The organism is Enterobacter cloacae complex sp. 2022EL-00788, from assembly GCF_026627565.1.
Classification (GTDB): domain Bacteria; phylum Pseudomonadota; class Gammaproteobacteria; order Enterobacterales; family Enterobacteriaceae; genus Enterobacter; species Enterobacter pasteurii.
In genome coordinates this window covers 365,466-381,278 of sequence record NZ_JAPNMC010000004.1, presented here as the reverse complement: position 1 = coordinate 381,278, position 15,813 = coordinate 365,466, and the positions used below count along the sequence as shown (strand labels likewise).

Here is a 15,813-nt window from a genome sequence, read left to right as displayed (position 1 = left end):
ATGTCACGAAAATTTGAAGATTAGGCAATTTTGACCAGCGCGCGGCCGTGGAACTGGTTGTCCATGATTTTATTCGCGAACTCCGGCGCCTGGCTCAGGGTAATCTCGGTGGCGCTCCGATCGTAGAACGAGGCCGGCAGATCCTGCGCCAGGCGCTCCCAGGCTTCCGCACGCCGCTCGGCTGGGGTCATAACCGAATCGACGCCCTGAAGACGCACGTTACGCAGGATAAATGGCATTACCGTTGTCGGCAGAGCAAAGCCGCCCGCCAGCCCACAGGCTGCCACGCAGCCGCCATAGTTCATCTGTGCCAGCACCTTCGCCAGGACTTTGTCACCGACGGTATCAACCGCTCCCGCCCAAACCTGCTTTTCCAGCGGGCGCGTTTCGGCAAACTCGTCGCGGCCGAGGATGCGGCTTGCGCCCAGCTGGCGCAGATAGTCGTGGGTGCTTTCGCGGCCAGAGACGGCGGCGACCTGATATCCCAGCTTGTGAAGAAGCGTGACGGCCGTGCTGCCCACGCCGCCGCTGGCGCCGGTCACAACAATTTCGCCGGATTCAGGGCGGATCCCCGCCTCTTCCAGCGCCATCACGCAGAGCATGGCGGTAAAGCCAGCCGTGCCGACGATCATCGCTTTGCGGCCATCCATACCTTTCGGCATGGGTACCAGCCAGTCGCCCTTCACGCGAGCCCGTGCCGCCAGCCCGCCCCAGTGGTTCTCGCCCACGCCCCAGCCGGTGAGCAGTACCTCCTGCCCGGCATGAAAACGCGGATCTTCACTCGCGTGCACGCGGCCCGCAAAATCGATGCCCGGCACCATCGGGAAATTTCGGATGATTTTACCTTTTCCCGTGATGGCCAGCGCGTCCTTATAGTTCAGGCTGGACCAGTCGATATCAACGGTCACGTCGCCTTCCGGCAGGCGGCTCTCCTCGATAGCTTGTACCGAGGCAACGGTTTTGCCGTCCTGCTGTTCTAAGATCAAAGCCTGCATAGGGGGTCCTCACCAGGTTTAGTAATGGGAAAATATGTTCCGAAGACTATACTCGCTCAATGAAACTCAGTGCCGATTTAACGCAATAAATTGCCAGATACCTCAGGTTTGGTAGTATGCCGCATTTGAAATGCAAGTTAGCGCTCACTTGCTACCCCTTTCAACCCACGGAGTAATCTCAAGGATGCGATTAACGACGAAGTTCTCAGCTTTTATCACCTTGCTGACGGGGCTGACCATATTTGTCACGCTAATTGGCTGCTCTCTGAGTTTTTATAACGCCATTCAGGACAAGCTGGTAAACCGGGTTGAATCGGTGGCATCGGTTATTGATACCCGCCTCATTACGACGTCCTTCCCGGCGCTTTCGCGCGAGCTGGATGAGTTAATGGTGCCGGTAGATATCGTCAAAATCGACATTAAGCAGGGGAAGCAGACCGTATTTAGCCATACCCGGCAGGGCAGCTATCGGCCTGCCGGCACGGTAGATCAGTATCGGGACATAACGGTGCACTCCCTTAAGCATCCTGGAATGTCGATTCGTATGACCTATCAGGATCCGATGAGCAACTATCTGCGCTCTCTCATGACCACCGCACCGCTAACCATCGCCGTTGCCTTTATCGTACTGCTGATTTTCCTCGCCGTTCGCTGGCAGCGTCGCCAGCTTTCCGGTCAGGAACTGCTGGAGACACGCTCCGTACGGATACTCAATGGTGAACGCGGTCCGCAGGTGCGGGGGTCGGTATATGAATGGCCGTCACGTACCAGCAGCGCGCTGGACGTGCTGCTCTCAGAAATCCAGTTTGCCAGCGATCAGCGTAGCCGTATGGACACGCTGATCCGCTCCTACGCCGCGCAGGATAACAAAACGGGCCTCAACAACCGTCTCTTCTTTGATAATCAGCTGGCTACGCTTCTTGATGACCCTGAAAAGGTGGGCACGCACGGCGTGGTGATGATGATTCGCCTGCCCGATTTCGACCTCCTGCGCGATACGTGGGGTCAGCGCGTGGCGGAGGAGAATCTCTTCACGCTGATTAACCTGCTGTCGACCTTTATCATGCGCTACCCCGGGGCGTTACTGGCACGCTATCACCGCAGCGACTTCGCCGTCTTACTGCCTCACCGCACGTTAAAAGAGTCTGAAAGTATCGCCAGCCAGCTTCTGAAGGCCGTCGATGCGCTGCCGCAGAGCAAAATGCTCGACCGAGACGACATGGTGCATATGGGCATCTGCGCATGGCGCGGCGGCCAGTCGACGGAACAGGTCATGGAACATGCGGAAGCGGCCACGCGTAACGCCGTATTGCAGGGGGCGAACGGCTGGGCGGTCTATGACGATACGCTGCCGGAAAAAGGGCGCGGTAACGTGCGCTGGCGAACGCTGATCGAGCAAATGCTGAGCCGCGGTGGACCGCGCATTTACCAGAAACCGGCGGTCATGAGAAATGGTCACGTTCATCACCGCGAGCTGATGTGCCGTATTTTTGATGGAGCGGAGGAGGTTATTTCCGCTGAGTATCTGCCGATGGTGCTGCAATTTGGCTTATCTGAAGAGTACGACCGTCAGCAAATCTCCCGCCTCATCCCGTTTTTATCGTACTGGCCTGAGGAAAATCTGGCTTTACAGGTGACCGTCGAGTCGCTGATTCGCCCGCGCTTCCAGCGCTGGCTGCGCGATACGTTAATGCAGTGCGAAAAATCGCAGCGTAAACGCATTATTTTTGAACTTGCAGAGGCAGATGTTGGTCAACACATCAGCCGGTTGCGCCCGGTGGTGCGATTAATCAATGCGCTGGGGGCTCGCGTGGCGGTCACGCAGGCGGGTCTGACGCTGGTGAGCACCAGCTGGATCAAGGAGCTGGATGTTGAATTATTGAAGCTGCATCCTGGTCTGGTCAGAACGATTGAAAAACGCACGGAAAACCAGCTGCTGGTACAGAGCCTGGTGGAAGCGTGCAAAGGAACGCAAACGCAGGTATTTGCCACAGGCGTACGTTCACGCAGTGAATGGCAGATGTTGAAAGAGCGCGGCGTGGCGGGCGGTCAGGGGGATTTTTTTGCCGCCTCTCAGCCGCTTGACACCAACGTGAAAAAATATTTGCAAAGATACTCTGTTTGACCTGCCGTTTACTTTGTTTTCACGTAGAATATCGCGCCTGTAGCTTTGAGTACGACGAGCATAAAAGCCAGTGAACGACCTTTAGTGGGTTACAAGTGAAAGTGAGGGACGCTGCTGTTTACTCAGCCCTGAGGGATTCAGGGGATGAATTTGTAACAAAGGAAACGTGCTGCACTAATTTTCACCGTAGCAGACGATTTTTGCGCCTTGTCGCTGCTGCGTGTGGTTGGTAAAGTAAGCGGATTTTGTTTTCCGCCCCAGCTTTCAGGATTATCCCTTAGTATGTTGAAAAAATTTCGTGGCATGTTTTCCAATGACCTGTCCATTGACCTGGGTACCGCGAATACCCTTATTTATGTTAAAGGACAAGGCATCGTATTGAATGAGCCTTCCGTTGTGGCCATTCGTCAGGATCGTGCCGGCTCGCCAAAAAGCGTGGCCGCAGTCGGTCATGATGCGAAGCAGATGCTGGGCCGTACTCCAGGCAACATCGCCGCGATCCGCCCAATGAAAGACGGTGTTATTGCTGACTTCTTCGTGACTGAAAAAATGCTTCAGCACTTCATCAAGCAGGTTCACAGCAATAGCTTCATGCGCCCAAGCCCGCGAGTGCTGGTGTGTGTGCCCGTTGGCGCAACGCAGGTAGAACGCCGCGCAATCCGTGAATCCGCGCAGGGCGCTGGTGCACGTGAAGTGTTCCTGATTGAAGAACCGATGGCGGCGGCAATTGGCGCGGGTCTGCCGGTTTCTGAAGCAACCGGTTCTATGGTGGTGGATATCGGTGGCGGTACCACTGAAGTGGCCGTTATCTCCCTGAACGGCGTGGTGTACTCCTCTTCCGTGCGTATCGGCGGTGACCGTTTCGACGAAGCCATCATCAATTACGTTCGCCGTAACTACGGCTCTCTGATCGGTGAAGCAACCGCAGAGCGTATCAAGCATGAAATCGGTTCTGCTTACCCGGGTGACGAAGTGCGCGAGATCGAAGTTCGCGGCCGTAACCTGGCAGAAGGCGTTCCACGCGGCTTTACCCTGAATTCCAACGAAATCCTGGAAGCGCTGCAGGAGCCGCTGACCGGCATCGTGAGTGCGGTGATGGTTGCGCTGGAACAGTGCCCGCCAGAACTGGCCTCCGATATCTCCGAGCGCGGTATGGTTCTGACCGGTGGTGGTGCGCTGCTGCGTAACCTCGACCGCCTGTTAATGGAAGAGACAGGTATTCCTGTCGTAGTTGCAGAAGATCCACTGACTTGCGTCGCCCGTGGTGGTGGCAAGGCGCTGGAAATGATCGACATGCACGGCGGCGACTTGTTTAGCGAAGAGTAGTCGGGTGTGAGAGGGTAGCAATTTGCTACCCTTTCTCTCTGACGCGAGAATACGCATAGCCTATGAAGCCAATTTTTAGCCGTGGCCCGTCGCTACAGTTTCGCCTGATCCTGGCGGTTCTGGTGGCGCTCGGGGTCATTATTGCCGATAGCCGCCTCGGTACGTTCAGCCAGATCCGAACGTACATGGATACCGCCGTCAGTCCTTTCTACTTTATATCAAATGGTCCCCGTGAACTGCTCGACTCCGTGTCGCAAACGCTCTCATCGCGTGACCAGCTCGAACTCGAAAACCGTGCGTTACGCCAGGAACTGCTGCTGAAAAACAGCGAACTGCTGATGCTGGGGCAATATAAGCAGGAAAACGCGCGTCTGCGTGAACTGCTTGGCTCGCCGCTGCGCCAGGATGAACAGAAAATGGTCACCCAGGTGATCTCCACCGTTAACGATCCGTACAGCGATCAGGTGGTGATTGATAAAGGCAGCGTGAACGGCGTATACGAAGGTCAGCCCGTTATCAGCGATAAAGGCGTTGTGGGCCAGGTCGTGGCGGTTGCCAAACTGACCAGCCGCGTGCTGCTGATTTGTGATGCCACCCATGCGCTGCCGATTCAGGTGCTGCGTAACGACATCCGCGTGATTGCCGCCGGTAACGGCTGTACGGACGATCTGCAGCTGGAACATCTGCCCGCCAACACGGACATCCGCGTGGGCGACGTGCTGGTGACATCCGGGCTGGGCGGCCGTTTCCCTGAAGGCTACCCGGTTGCGGTTGTCTCTTCCGTGAAGCTCGACACTCAGCGTGCATACACCGTTATTCAGGCGCGTCCAACGGCCGGACTGCAGCGTCTGCGCTACCTGCTGCTGCTGTGGGGTGCCGATCGAAATGGCGCTAACCCGATGACGCCAGAAGACGTGCATCGCGTGGCGAACGAGCGCCTGATGCAGATGATGCCGCAGGTGCTGCCTGCGCCTGACGCGATGGGGCCGCCTGCGCCCGTACCGGCTCCGGCGACAGGCTTAACGCAGCCGCTGCCGGATGCGCCGCCACCGCCGCAAGTCTCGGGTGGAGGGCAGTAGTGGCAAGTTATCGTAGCCAGGGGCGCTGGGTAATCTGGCTCTCATTTCTCGTTGCACTGCTGCTGCAAATCATGCCCTGGCCGGACGACATCCTCGTTTTCCGGCCAAACTGGGTATTGCTCATTTTGCTCTACTGGATCCTTGCCCTGCCGCATCGCGTAAATGTCGGCACAGGTTTTGTGATGGGTGCCATACTGGATCTGATCAGCGGCTCTACGCTTGGCGTGCGGGCCTTATCCATGAGCATTATCGCGTATCTTGTTGCACTCAAATTCCAGCTCTTTCGTAACCTTGCGCTCTGGCAACAGGCGCTGGTGGTGATGTTGTTGTCGCTCGCTGCGGATATCGTTGTTTTCTGGGCAGAGTTTTTAGTGATCAACGTCTCTTTCCGACCGGAAGTGTTCTGGAGTAGTGTAGTAAACGGTGTGCTCTGGCCGTGGCTGTTCCTGCTGATGCGTAAAATCCGCCAGCAGTTTGCCGTGCAATAAAAGGTTTCTATGACGTCTCTGTATCTTGCCTCCGGTTCTCCGCGTCGCCAGGAACTGCTCGCGCAGTTGGGCGTGTCCTTCGAACGCATCGTTACCGGTATTGAAGAAAAACGCGCTGAGGGCGAAAGCGCTCAGCAGTACGTTTCCCGTCTGGCGCGCGAGAAAGCGCAGGCGGGCGTTGCCTGTGTGCCGCGTGACCTGCCGGTGCTGGGTGCAGACACCATCGTTATTCTTAATGGTGAAGTGCTTGAGAAACCCCGCGACGCCGCCCACGCGGCGCGGATGCTGCGCAAAATGTCCGGACAAACGCATCAGGTGATGACGGCGGTGGCGCTGGCGGATAGCCAGCACGTGCTGGATTGCCTGGTGGTTACGGAAGTGACGTTCAGAGTCCTCACCGACGAGGAGATCGCCGGCTATATCGCCAGCGGTGAACCTATGGATAAAGCAGGTGCATACGGTATTCAAGGGTTGGGTGGCTGTTTTGTCAGGAAGATAAATGGCAGCTATCACGCCGTAGTCGGCTTACCGCTGGTGGAAACGTATGAGTTGCTGAGCAATTTTAACTCACTGCGTGAGGGAAGGGATAATTATGACGGCTGAATTGTTGGTAAACGTAACGCCATCGGAAACCCGTGTGGCCTACATTGATGGTGGCATTCTTCAGGAAATCCATATTGAGCGTGAAGCGCGGCGCGGAATCGTAGGCAATATCTACAAAGGTCGTGTCAGTCGTGTACTACCGGGTATGCAGGCGGCTTTTGTAGATATTGGGCTCGATAAGGCGGCGTTTTTACATGCCTCCGATATCATGCCGCATACCGAATGCGTGGCAGGCGAAGAGCAAAAGCAGTTTGCCGTGCGCGACATCTCTGAGCTGGTGCGTCAGGGCCAGGATCTGATGGTGCAGGTAGTGAAAGATCCGCTAGGCACCAAAGGCGCGCGTCTGACCACCGACATCACCCTGCCTTCACGCTACCTGGTGTTTATGCCGGGCGCGTCGCACGTTGGCGTCTCCCAGCGTATCGAAAGCGAAAGCGAGCGCGAGCGCCTGAAAAAGGTGGTTAGCGCCTACTGCGACGAGCAGGGCGGCTTTATTATCCGTACCGCGGCCGAAGGGATCAGCGAGGACGATCTGGCCTCTGACGCGGCCTACCTGAAGCGCGTCTGGACCAAGGTGATGGAGCGTAAAAAACGCAACCAGACCCGCTATCGGCTTTACGGTGAGCTGGCGCTCGCCCAGCGCGTATTGCGTGACTTTGCCGACGCCCAGCTTGACCGCATCCGCGTGGACTCCCGCCTGACGTACGAAGCCTTGCTGGAGTTCACCGCCGAATACATCCCGGAAATGCCGGGCCTGCTGGAGCATTACACGGGCCGCCAGCCGATATTCGACCTGTATGATGTTGAAAACGAAATTCAGCGCGCGCTGGAGCGTAAGGTTGAGCTGAAATCGGGCGGTTACCTGATCATCGACCAGACCGAAGCGATGACCACCGTTGATATCAACACCGGCGCGTTTGTCGGCCATCGCAACCTTGATGACACCATCTTCAACACCAACATCGAAGCGACGCAGGCCATTGCGCGCCAGCTTCGCCTGCGCAATCTGGGCGGCATTATCATCATCGACTTTATCGATATGAATAATGAAGATCACCGCCGTCGCGTGCTGCACTCGCTGGAGCAGGCGCTGAGTAAAGATCGCGTGAAAACCAGCATCAACGGCTTCTCGCAGCTGGGTCTGGTGGAAATGACCCGGAAACGGACCCGCGAAAGCGTGGAACATGTGCTCTGCAATGAGTGTCCAACCTGCCATGGACGCGGAACGGTAAAGACGGTGGAGACGGTCTGCTACGAAATCATGCGTGAGATTGTGCGGGTTCATCACGCCTACGACTCGGACCGTTTTCTGGTCTATGCTTCCCCTGCTGTGGCGGAGGCCCTGAAAGGGGAAGAGTCGCACGCGCTGGCGGAAGTGGAAATCTTTGTCGGCAAACAGGTAAAAGTGCAAATTGAGCCGCTCTATAACCAGGAGCAGTTTGACGTCGTAATGATGTAAGCGCAGTTTTCGCTGCGAGAATAAAGGCTGACAAGGAGAGACGCGTGAGGCGATTGCCGGGGATTTTACTGCTTACAGGGGCAACGCTGGTCGTGATTGTCGCGTTGCTCGTGAGCGGGCTGCGTCTCGCCTTACCGCACCTGGACAGCTGGCGTCCGCAGATCCTGGCCAAAATCGAATCCGCCACCGGGATGCCGGTGGACGTCAGCCACATCGAAGCAAGCTGGCAGAACTTCGGCCCGACGCTCGATGCGCGGGATATCAGTGCCGGCCTGAAAGATGGCGGCCATCTTAAAATCAAACGCGTCACCCTGGCGCTGGACGTCTGGCAAAGCCTGCTGCATATGCGCTGGCAGTTTCGCGATCTCACCTTCTGGCAGCTACAGCTAATAACCAACACGCCGCTGCGAAGCGGTGACGGCAATCAGGGGCTGGAAGCTAACCGTATCAGCGATCTCTTCCTGCGTCAGTTCGATCACTTCGATCTACGCGACAGCGAAGTGAGCTTTATTACCCTTTCCGGGCAGCGCGCTGAGCTGGCTATCCCGCAGCTGACATGGCTTAACGGGAAAGATCGCCACCGCGCCGAGGGACAGGTGAATCTCTCCAGCCTGAACGGGCAGCACGGCGTTATGCAGGTGCGGATGGATCTGCGCGACGACAATGGCCTGCTGAACAACGGCAGGGTATGGCTACAGGCGGACGACGTGGATGTGAAGCCGTGGCTGGGGGAATGGCTGCAGCAAAACATGCAGCTCGAAACCGCGCGCTTCAGCCTCGAAGGCTGGATGACGCTGACAAACGGCGCGTTCGCCAGCGGAGATATCTGGCTCAAGCAGGGGGGCGCGAGCTGGAAAGGGGAACGCCGTCAGCATCAGCTTTCCGTCGATAACCTCACCGCGCACGTTACCCAGGAAAAAGGCGGCTGGCAGTTCGCTATTCCCGACACGCGCATATCCATGGATAACAAACCCTGGCCGCGCGGCGCGCTGACGCTGGCGTGGATGCCGGAGCAGGACGTGGGCGGGATAAGCAGTAAACGCAGCGACGAGCTGCGTATCCGCGCCAGTAACCTGGATCTGACGGCGATCGAAGGGCTGCGTTCAATGGCGGCAAAACTCTCTCCGGAGCTGGGCGAAATCTGGCTGGCGACGCAGCCGAGCGGGCAGATAAACCGGCTGGCGCTGGATATTCCGCTACAGGCTACGGAAAAGACACGCTTCCAGGCGTCATGGAAAAACCTCGCGTGGAACCAGTGGAAACTGCTGCCGGGTGCCGAACACTTTAGCGGCAAGCTGGAGGGTAGCGTGGAGAACGGCAGGCTGACGGCAGAAATGCATGACGCCAACATGCCGTACGAAACGGTCTTTCGTGCACCGCTGGAAATCGAAAAAGGCAACGCTACGCTCAACTGGCTGAAGAATGGCAACGGTTTTCAGCTGGATGGCCGCGACATCGATGTAAAAGCCAAAGCGGTACATGCGCGCGGAAACTTCCGTTATCTGCAGCCTGAAGGCGATGAGCCGTGGCTGGGTATTCTGGCGGGCATCAGCACCGATGATGGTTCGCAGGCGTGGCGCTACTTCCCGGAAAACCTGATGGGCAAGGCGCTGGTGGACTACCTCAGCGGCGCCATTCAGGGCGGTCAGGCTGATAACGCCACGCTGGTCTACGGCGGTAATCCGCACCTGTTCCCGTATAAACATAACGAAGGCCAGTTCCAGGTGCTGGTGCCGCTGCGCAACGCCACCTATGCCTTCCAGCCGGGCTGGCCCGCGCTGAAAAATCTGGATATTGAACTTAACTTCCTGAATGACGGCCTGTGGATGAAGACCGACAGCGTTGCGCTGGGCGGCGTGACCGCCAGCAACCTGACGGCGAACATCCCGGATTACTCCAAAGAGAAATTGCTGATTGATGCGGATATTCAGGGGCCGGGTAAAGCGGTTGGTCCGTACTTTGAGGAAACGCCGCTGAATGACTCCCTGGCAGCTACCCTTCAGCAGCTACAGTTAGATGGCGATGTGAATGCTCGCTTACATCTGGATATTCCCCTCGACGGCGAGATGACTACCGCCAAAGGCGACGTGCGCCTTAACAACAACAGCCTCTATATCAAGCCGCTGGACAGCACCCTGAAGAACCTCAGCGGACAGTTCAGCTTTGTTAACGGCAATCTGAAAAGCGAGCCGCTGAAAGCGACCTGGTTTAATCAACCCGTCAATATCGATTTCTCCACTACCGAGGGCGATAAAGCCTATCAGGTGGCGGTAAATATGGACGCGAACTGGCAGCCGTCACGCATGAATGTTCTGCCGAAGCCGATTGAGAACGCGGTGGACGGTGCGGTGTCATGGAATGGCAAGGTCGCCATCGACCTGCCTTATCACGCCGGGGCGCGCTACAGCGTCGATATCACTGGCGACCTGAAAAATCTCAGCAGCCAGCTTCCCGCGCCGCTGAATAAGAAAAGCGGTGAACCACTGCCTGTTAACGTTAACGTTGCGGGTAACCTCAACAGCTTTGATTTAACCGGTAACGCTGGCGGAACGAACCACTTTAACAGCCGCTGGCTGCTCAGCCGCAAGCTGACGCTGGACAGGGCGATCTGGACGACGGACAGCCGAACCCTGCCGCCGCTGCCGGAGCAGGCGGGGGTTGAACTGAACCTCCCGCCGCTGGACGGCGCGCAGTGGCTGGCGCTGTTCCAGAAAGGGGTAGGACAAAACGTCGATCAAACGGCGCAGTTCCCGCAGGCCATCACCTTGCGCACGCCGGCTTTGACGCTGGGGGGGCAGCAGTGGAATAACCTGAGCATTGTTTCCCGGCCTGTGGCTAACGGCTCGCGCGTGGAGGCGAAGGGGCGGGAAATTAACGGCACGTTGACGATGCGCGATAACGCCCCGTGGCAGGCGGCAATTCGCTATCTCTATTACAACCCGACCTTTGCGGCAGCTAACGCCCAGCCGACGACTGCCTCGCCGCTGAGTGGCTCCACGCGCGTGGATTTCAGCGGCTGGCCCGATCTCCAGCTTCGCTGCGCGGAGTGCTGGCTGTGGGGGCAAAAATATGGCCGTATCGACGGTGATTTTGCTATTAAGGGCCATACGCTGAGCCTCTCCGGTGGGCTGGTGGATACTGGCTTTGGACGCCTTACTGCCGCAGGCGAATGGGTAAATAAACCGGGTGAACAGCGCACCTCGCTGAAAGGGGATATTAAAGGGAACAAGCTCGATGCCGCGGCTAACTTCTTCGGTATCAGCACGCCGCTTCGCGGATCGTCCTTCGATGTGAATTACGATCTGCACTGGCGCGCCGCGCCGTGGACGCCGGACGAGGCCTCGCTCAACGGTATTCTCAGAACCCGCTTTGGTAAGGGTGAAATCGCCGATGTCAGCACCGGTCATGCGGGGCAGATATTGCGCCTGCTGAGCTTTGACGCGCTGCTTCGCAAGCTGCGCTTCGATTTTAGCGACACCTTTAACGAGGGTTTCTATTATGACTCCATTCGCTCAACGGCCTGGATCAAGGATGGCGTTATGCATACCGACGATACGCTGGTGGACGGCCTGGAAGCGGATATCGCCATGAAAGGGTCGGTGAACCTCGTGCGTCGTGAGCTGGATATGGAAGCGGTCGTCGCCCCGGAAATTTCAGCCACCGTGGGCGTGGCGACGGCTTTCGTGGTCAACCCGATTATCGGTGCAGCGGTATTTGCCGCCAGCAAAGTGCTGGGGCCGCTGTGGAGCAAAGTCTCGATTCTGCGCTACCGCATTACGGGCCCAATCGATAAACCGCAGATTAATGAAGTGCTGCGCCAGCCGCGCAAAGAAGCACAGCAATGATTTGACGTGGGCAGGTAATTGCCTCACTCTCAATAAATACGATCTTTATACCGCCACGGGCGGCAACGAACGAGTAGCAATACGATGAGTCTGAACCTGGTAAGTGAACATTTGCTCGCAGCGAACGGCCTGAGCCATCAGGACCTGTTCTCCATTCTTGGTCAACTGACCGAACGCCGTCTCGACTACGGCGATCTCTATTTCCAGTCGAGCTATCACGAATCCTGGGTTTTAGAAGACAGCATCATTAAAGATGGCTCTTACAACATCGACCAGGGCGTCGGCGTACGCGCCGTCAGCGGCGAGAAAACCGGTTTTGCCTATGCCGACCAGATTAGCCTGGCCGCACTTGAGCAGAGCGCGCAGGCCGCGCGAACCATTGTGCGCGATACCGGCGACGGTCGCGTAAAAACCCTGGGTGAAGTACAGCATTCTGCGCTCTATACCAGCATCGATCCGCTGCAAAGCATGAGCCGCGAAGAGAAGCTGGACATCCTGCGCCGCGTGGACAAAGTGGCCCGTGCAGCGGATAAACGGGTGCAGGAAGTGTCTGCCAGCCTGAGCGGTGTCTATGAGCTGATTCTGGTGGCGGCGACAGACGGTACGCTGGCCGCCGACGTGCGTCCGCTGGTCCGTCTCTCCATCAGCGTTCAGGTAGAAGACGACGGCAAGCGCGAGCGCGGCTCAAGCGGTGGCGGCGGACGTTTCGGCTATGACTGGTTCCTGGGCGATGTTGACGGCGAAGCGCGCGCGGATGCGTGGGCAAAAGAGGCCGTGCGCATGGCGCTGGTTAACATGTCTGCCGTGGCAGCCCCCGCCGGTACGCTACCGGTGGTGCTGGGCGCCGGCTGGCCGGGCGTGCTGCTGCACGAAGCGGTTGGGCACGGTCTGGAAGGCGATTTCAACCGTCGCGGTACGTCTGTATTCAGCGGCCAGATGGGGCAGCTTGTCTCCTCCGAGCTGTGTACCGTGGTGGATGATGGCACCATGCTCGACCGTCGCGGCTCGATTTCTATCGACGACGAAGGTACGCCGGGCCAGTACAACGTGCTGATCGAGAACGGCGTGCTGAAGGGTTACATGCAGGACAAGCTCAACGCGCGCCTGATGGGCGTTGCGCCAACGGGCAACGGTCGTCGTGAATCTTACGCGCACCTGCCGATGCCGCGCATGACCAATACCTACATGCTGCCGGGCAAATCCACGCCGCAGGAGATTATCGAATCCGTTGATTACGGCATCTTCGCGCCAAACTTTGGCGGCGGCCAGGTGGATATCACCTCCGGCAAGTTTGTCTTCTCGACTTCAGAAGCGTATCTGATTGAGAAAGGCAAAGTGACCAAAGCGGTAAAAGGGGCGACGCTGATCGGATCCGGGATTGAAGCAATGCAGCAGATCTCCATGGTCGGTAACGATCTGAAGCTGGATAACGGCGTGGGCGTCTGCGGCAAAGAAGGTCAGAGCCTGCCGGTAGGCGTGGGCCAGCCAACCCTGAAGGTCGATAACCTGACGGTGGGCGGCACGGCGTAATTTTTCATTTTCCCCTCACCCTGACCCTCTGCCCAACGGGGAGAGGGGACTGCTCCGTGCGGTCTTTTCGCCCTCGCCCCTTTGGGAGAGGGCCGGGATGAGGGGGAAGGCCTACTCTTTCCTTCTTCCCCGCATGCCCTGAAACAGCTCCGCCACTTCCACAAAATAGTCCGTCAGATAGTTAATACAGACCTGCACCTTCAGCGGCAGCTTGTCCTTTTCGGTATAGAGCGCATAAACCGGACGCGGATCGGACTGGTACCGGGGGAACAGGATCTCCAGCTCGCCGGAGTTGATCTCGTTGATCACCCACATCAGCGGCACGTAGGCGATCCCGGCGCCGGCAACCAGCCAGCGCGAGATGGTCATCGGATCGTTAGTGACGAACCGGCCTTCCGGCAGCAGTTTGGTGGAAAGCCCTTCCGGTGCGATCAGTTCAAACTCATTGTCCGGGCGCACGCTGTATTCCAGCCATGAATGGTTGCCGAGATCGGCGGGTTTTTCCGGCACGCCATACTGCGCCAGATAGCTTTTCGAGGCGCAGACCACCATCGGCATGCTGCCCAGGCGACGCGAGAACAGGCTTGAGTCCTGCAGGGCGCCAACGCGGATCACCACGTCTAATCCATCGGCAATCAGGTCCGGTGCCGGAATGCCCGTCACCAGATTGACGCTTAAGCCGGGATACTCTTTCAGCATTTCCGCCGTCATGGCAGCGAGAACATTTTGTGCCATAGTTGAAGAACACCCAATGCGCAGCGTGCCGATCGGCGTGTTGTTAAAAGCATAGAGCTGTTCGTGTACATCCTGCACTTCATGCAGCATCCGGCGGCAGCCCTGGTAGTAAATCTTACCGGCCTCCGTCAGCCCGATGCTGCGGGTGCTGCGGTTAAGCAGCTTTACCTGGAGTTCATCTTCCAGTTTTGACACCGTCTGGCTAATGGATGAGACGCTCATTTGTAGCTGACGAGCTGCGGCGGTAAAAGAGCCTTGTTCAACCACTTTGGCAAACACCGACATGCGTTTTAGACGTTCCATTATTCACTCTGTCTTAAAAGTGATTTAGATCACATATGATAGATAACAGCATAACAGTTACGTTAATATACTATTAATTACATAACGGCTGCGCCACTTTCGCCCGGCATTTCCTGCTCTCCTGCGGCGGCGCGTGCTTAACAATCCAGTAGCCTGCACTCTCTCTAATCAAGGTCAACATGAGTCTGTTTCCCGTTATCGTGGTGTTCGGTTTGTCGTTCCCACCGATATTTTTCGAGCTTCTTTTATCACTGGCGATCTTCTGGCTGGTGCGCAAGGTGCTGGTCCCTACCGGGATTTATGATTTCGTCTGGCACCCTGCATTGTTTAATACCGCGCTGTATTGCTGCCTGTTCTACTTAATATCGCGCATGTTTGTCTGAGGTTGATGTGAAAACGCTAACAAGAAAAATCTCCCGCACCGCCATCACTATGGCGCTGGTCATCCTGGCGTTCATCGCTATTTTTCGCGCCTGGGTCTATTACACCGAGTCACCGTGGACGCGCGATGCGCGTTTTAGCGCCGAAGTGGTCGCCATCGCGCCAGACGTCGCCGGGCTTATTACGGCCGTCAACGTCCACGATAACCAGCTGGTAAAAAAAGATCAGGTGCTGTTCACCATCGACCAGCCGCGCTATCAAAAAGCCCTCGAAGAAGCTGAAGCGGATGTGGCGTATTACAACGCGCTGGCCTCTGAAAAACGCCGTGAAGCAGGGCGCCGTAACAGGCTGGGCATCCAGGCCATGTCCCGAGAAGAGATTGACCAGTCCAACAACGTTCTGCAAACCGTGCTGCACCAGCTGGCAAAAGCCCAGGCGACGCGCGATCTGGCGAAGCTCGATCTGGAGCGTACCGTTATCCGCGCCCCGTCCGATGGCTGGGTGACCAACCTTAACGTCTATGCGGGCGAGTTTATCACGCGCGGCTCAACCGCCGTGGCGCTGGTGAAACAGAACTCCTTCTACGTTCTTGCCTATATGGAAGAGACCAAGCTGGAAGGCGTACGTCCGGGCTATCGCGCCGAAATCACGCCGCTCGGCAGCAACCGGGTTCTGAAAGGGACCGTGGACAGCATTGCAGCGGGGGTAACTAACGCCAGCAGCTCCAATGATGCGAAAGGGATGGCGACCGTAGACTCCAACCTTGAGTGGGTGCGCCTGGCGCAGCGCGTGCCGGTACGCATTCGTCTGGATGAGCAGCAGAGTAACCTCTGGCCCGCAGGCACCACCGCGACGGTGGTGATCACCGGTGAAAAAGACCGTGATGCCAGCCAGGATTCGCTCTTCCGTCAAATCGCCCATCGCCTGCGCGAGTTTGGTTAATC

Annotated in this window: 12 protein-coding genes; 10 read left to right on the top strand and 2 right to left on the bottom strand. The window is 57.4% G+C overall.

The genetic code is table 11. The features are described from left to right. Positions 1-20 precede the first annotated feature (20 nt). Complete coding sequence (locus OWK27_RS08775; RefSeq protein ID WP_148422324.1) at positions 21-995, bottom strand: MDR family oxidoreductase; 975 nt, start codon at positions 993-995, stop codon at positions 21-23. Between the two features lie 184 nt (positions 996-1,179). On the opposite strand from OWK27_RS08775, the gene csrD reads away from it, so the two are divergent. The 8 genes from csrD to tldD all read left to right on the top strand — a co-directional run bounded on the left by csrD (position 1,180) and on the right by tldD (position 13,450). Then, positions 1,180-3,120 carry an RNase E specificity factor CsrD gene (csrD, locus tag OWK27_RS08770; RefSeq protein ID WP_267590235.1) on the top strand — a complete coding sequence of 647 codons (1,941 nt, stop codon included), beginning with the start codon at positions 1,180-1,182 and terminating at the stop codon, positions 3,118-3,120. 282 nt (positions 3,121-3,402) lie between these two features. Further along, a complete protein-coding gene (gene mreB, locus OWK27_RS08765) occupies positions 3,403-4,446 on the top strand; it encodes a rod shape-determining protein MreB (protein WP_000913396.1) in 1,044 nt (347 codons plus the stop codon). Between the two features lie 62 nt (positions 4,447-4,508). Continuing rightward, complete coding sequence (gene mreC / locus OWK27_RS08760; protein WP_003860400.1) at positions 4,509-5,525, top strand: rod shape-determining protein MreC; 1,017 nt, start codon at positions 4,509-4,511, stop codon at positions 5,523-5,525. Next, a complete protein-coding gene (gene mreD / locus OWK27_RS08755) occupies positions 5,525-6,013 on the top strand; it encodes a rod shape-determining protein MreD (RefSeq protein WP_003860402.1) in 489 nt (162 codons plus the stop codon). Before mreC ends, mreD begins: the two co-directional genes overlap by 1 nt. A gap of 9 nt (positions 6,014-6,022) precedes the next feature. After that, the gene (locus OWK27_RS08750) at positions 6,023-6,616 is read left to right on the top strand and encodes a Maf family protein (RefSeq protein WP_148422326.1); all 594 of its coding nucleotides are present in this window, start codon (positions 6,023-6,025) and stop codon (positions 6,614-6,616) included. After that, on the top strand, positions 6,606-8,075 hold the full coding sequence (gene rng, locus OWK27_RS08745) for a ribonuclease G (RefSeq protein WP_063450998.1): 1,470 nt from the start codon (positions 6,606-6,608) through the stop codon (positions 8,073-8,075). Before OWK27_RS08750 ends, rng begins: the two co-directional genes overlap by 11 nt. Before the next feature lie 44 nt (positions 8,076-8,119). Beyond that, positions 8,120-11,920: an AsmA2 domain-containing protein YhdP gene (yhdP, locus tag OWK27_RS08740; RefSeq protein ID WP_267590234.1), complete on the top strand. Its 3,801-nt coding sequence runs from the start codon at positions 8,120-8,122 to the stop codon at positions 11,918-11,920. 84 nt (positions 11,921-12,004) lie between these two features. Then, a complete protein-coding gene (gene tldD, locus OWK27_RS08735; protein WP_267590233.1) occupies positions 12,005-13,450 on the top strand; it encodes a metalloprotease TldD in 1,446 nt (481 codons plus the stop codon). 111 nt (positions 13,451-13,561) lie between these two features. Here the strand turns inward: tldD and aaeR are convergent, their stop codons facing one another. Beyond that, complete coding sequence (gene aaeR / locus OWK27_RS08730) at positions 13,562-14,488, bottom strand: HTH-type transcriptional activator AaeR (protein WP_148422329.1); 927 nt, start codon at positions 14,486-14,488, stop codon at positions 13,562-13,564. Positions 14,489-14,667: 179 nt separating this feature from the next. Between aaeR and aaeX the strand changes: the two genes are divergently transcribed. Next, complete coding sequence (gene aaeX / locus OWK27_RS08725) at positions 14,668-14,871, top strand: p-hydroxybenzoic acid efflux pump operon protein AaeX (protein WP_003860416.1); 204 nt, start codon at positions 14,668-14,670, stop codon at positions 14,869-14,871. Between the two features lie 7 nt (positions 14,872-14,878). After that, entirely contained in the window at positions 14,879-15,811 is a 933-nt protein-coding gene (gene aaeA, locus OWK27_RS08720; protein ID WP_148422330.1) for a p-hydroxybenzoic acid efflux pump subunit AaeA, read from the top strand. Positions 15,812-15,813 lie beyond the last annotated feature (2 nt).

What these genes read in the sequence shown, in the direction of transcription:
- aaeR (WP_148422329.1), bottom strand. Translation starts at nt 14,488, where the DNA reads ATGGAACGTCTAAAACGCATGTCGGTGTTTGCCAAAGTGGTTGAACAA.
- rng (WP_063450998.1), top strand. Translation starts at nt 6,606, where the DNA reads ATGACGGCTGAATTGTTGGTAAACGTAACGCCATCGGAAACCCGTGTG.
- aaeX (WP_003860416.1), top strand. Translation starts at nt 14,668, where the DNA reads ATGAGTCTGTTTCCCGTTATCGTGGTGTTCGGTTTGTCGTTCCCACCG.
- mreB (WP_000913396.1), top strand. Translation starts at nt 3,403, where the DNA reads ATGTTGAAAAAATTTCGTGGCATGTTTTCCAATGACCTGTCCATTGAC.
- tldD (WP_267590233.1), top strand. Translation starts at nt 12,005, where the DNA reads ATGAGTCTGAACCTGGTAAGTGAACATTTGCTCGCAGCGAACGGCCTG.
- mreC (WP_003860400.1), top strand. Translation starts at nt 4,509, where the DNA reads ATGAAGCCAATTTTTAGCCGTGGCCCGTCGCTACAGTTTCGCCTGATC.
- OWK27_RS08750 (WP_148422326.1), top strand. Translation starts at nt 6,023, where the DNA reads ATGACGTCTCTGTATCTTGCCTCCGGTTCTCCGCGTCGCCAGGAACTG.
- csrD (WP_267590235.1), top strand. Translation starts at nt 1,180, where the DNA reads ATGCGATTAACGACGAAGTTCTCAGCTTTTATCACCTTGCTGACGGGG.
- OWK27_RS08775 (WP_148422324.1), bottom strand. Translation starts at nt 995, where the DNA reads ATGCAGGCTTTGATCTTAGAACAGCAGGACGGCAAAACCGTTGCCTCG.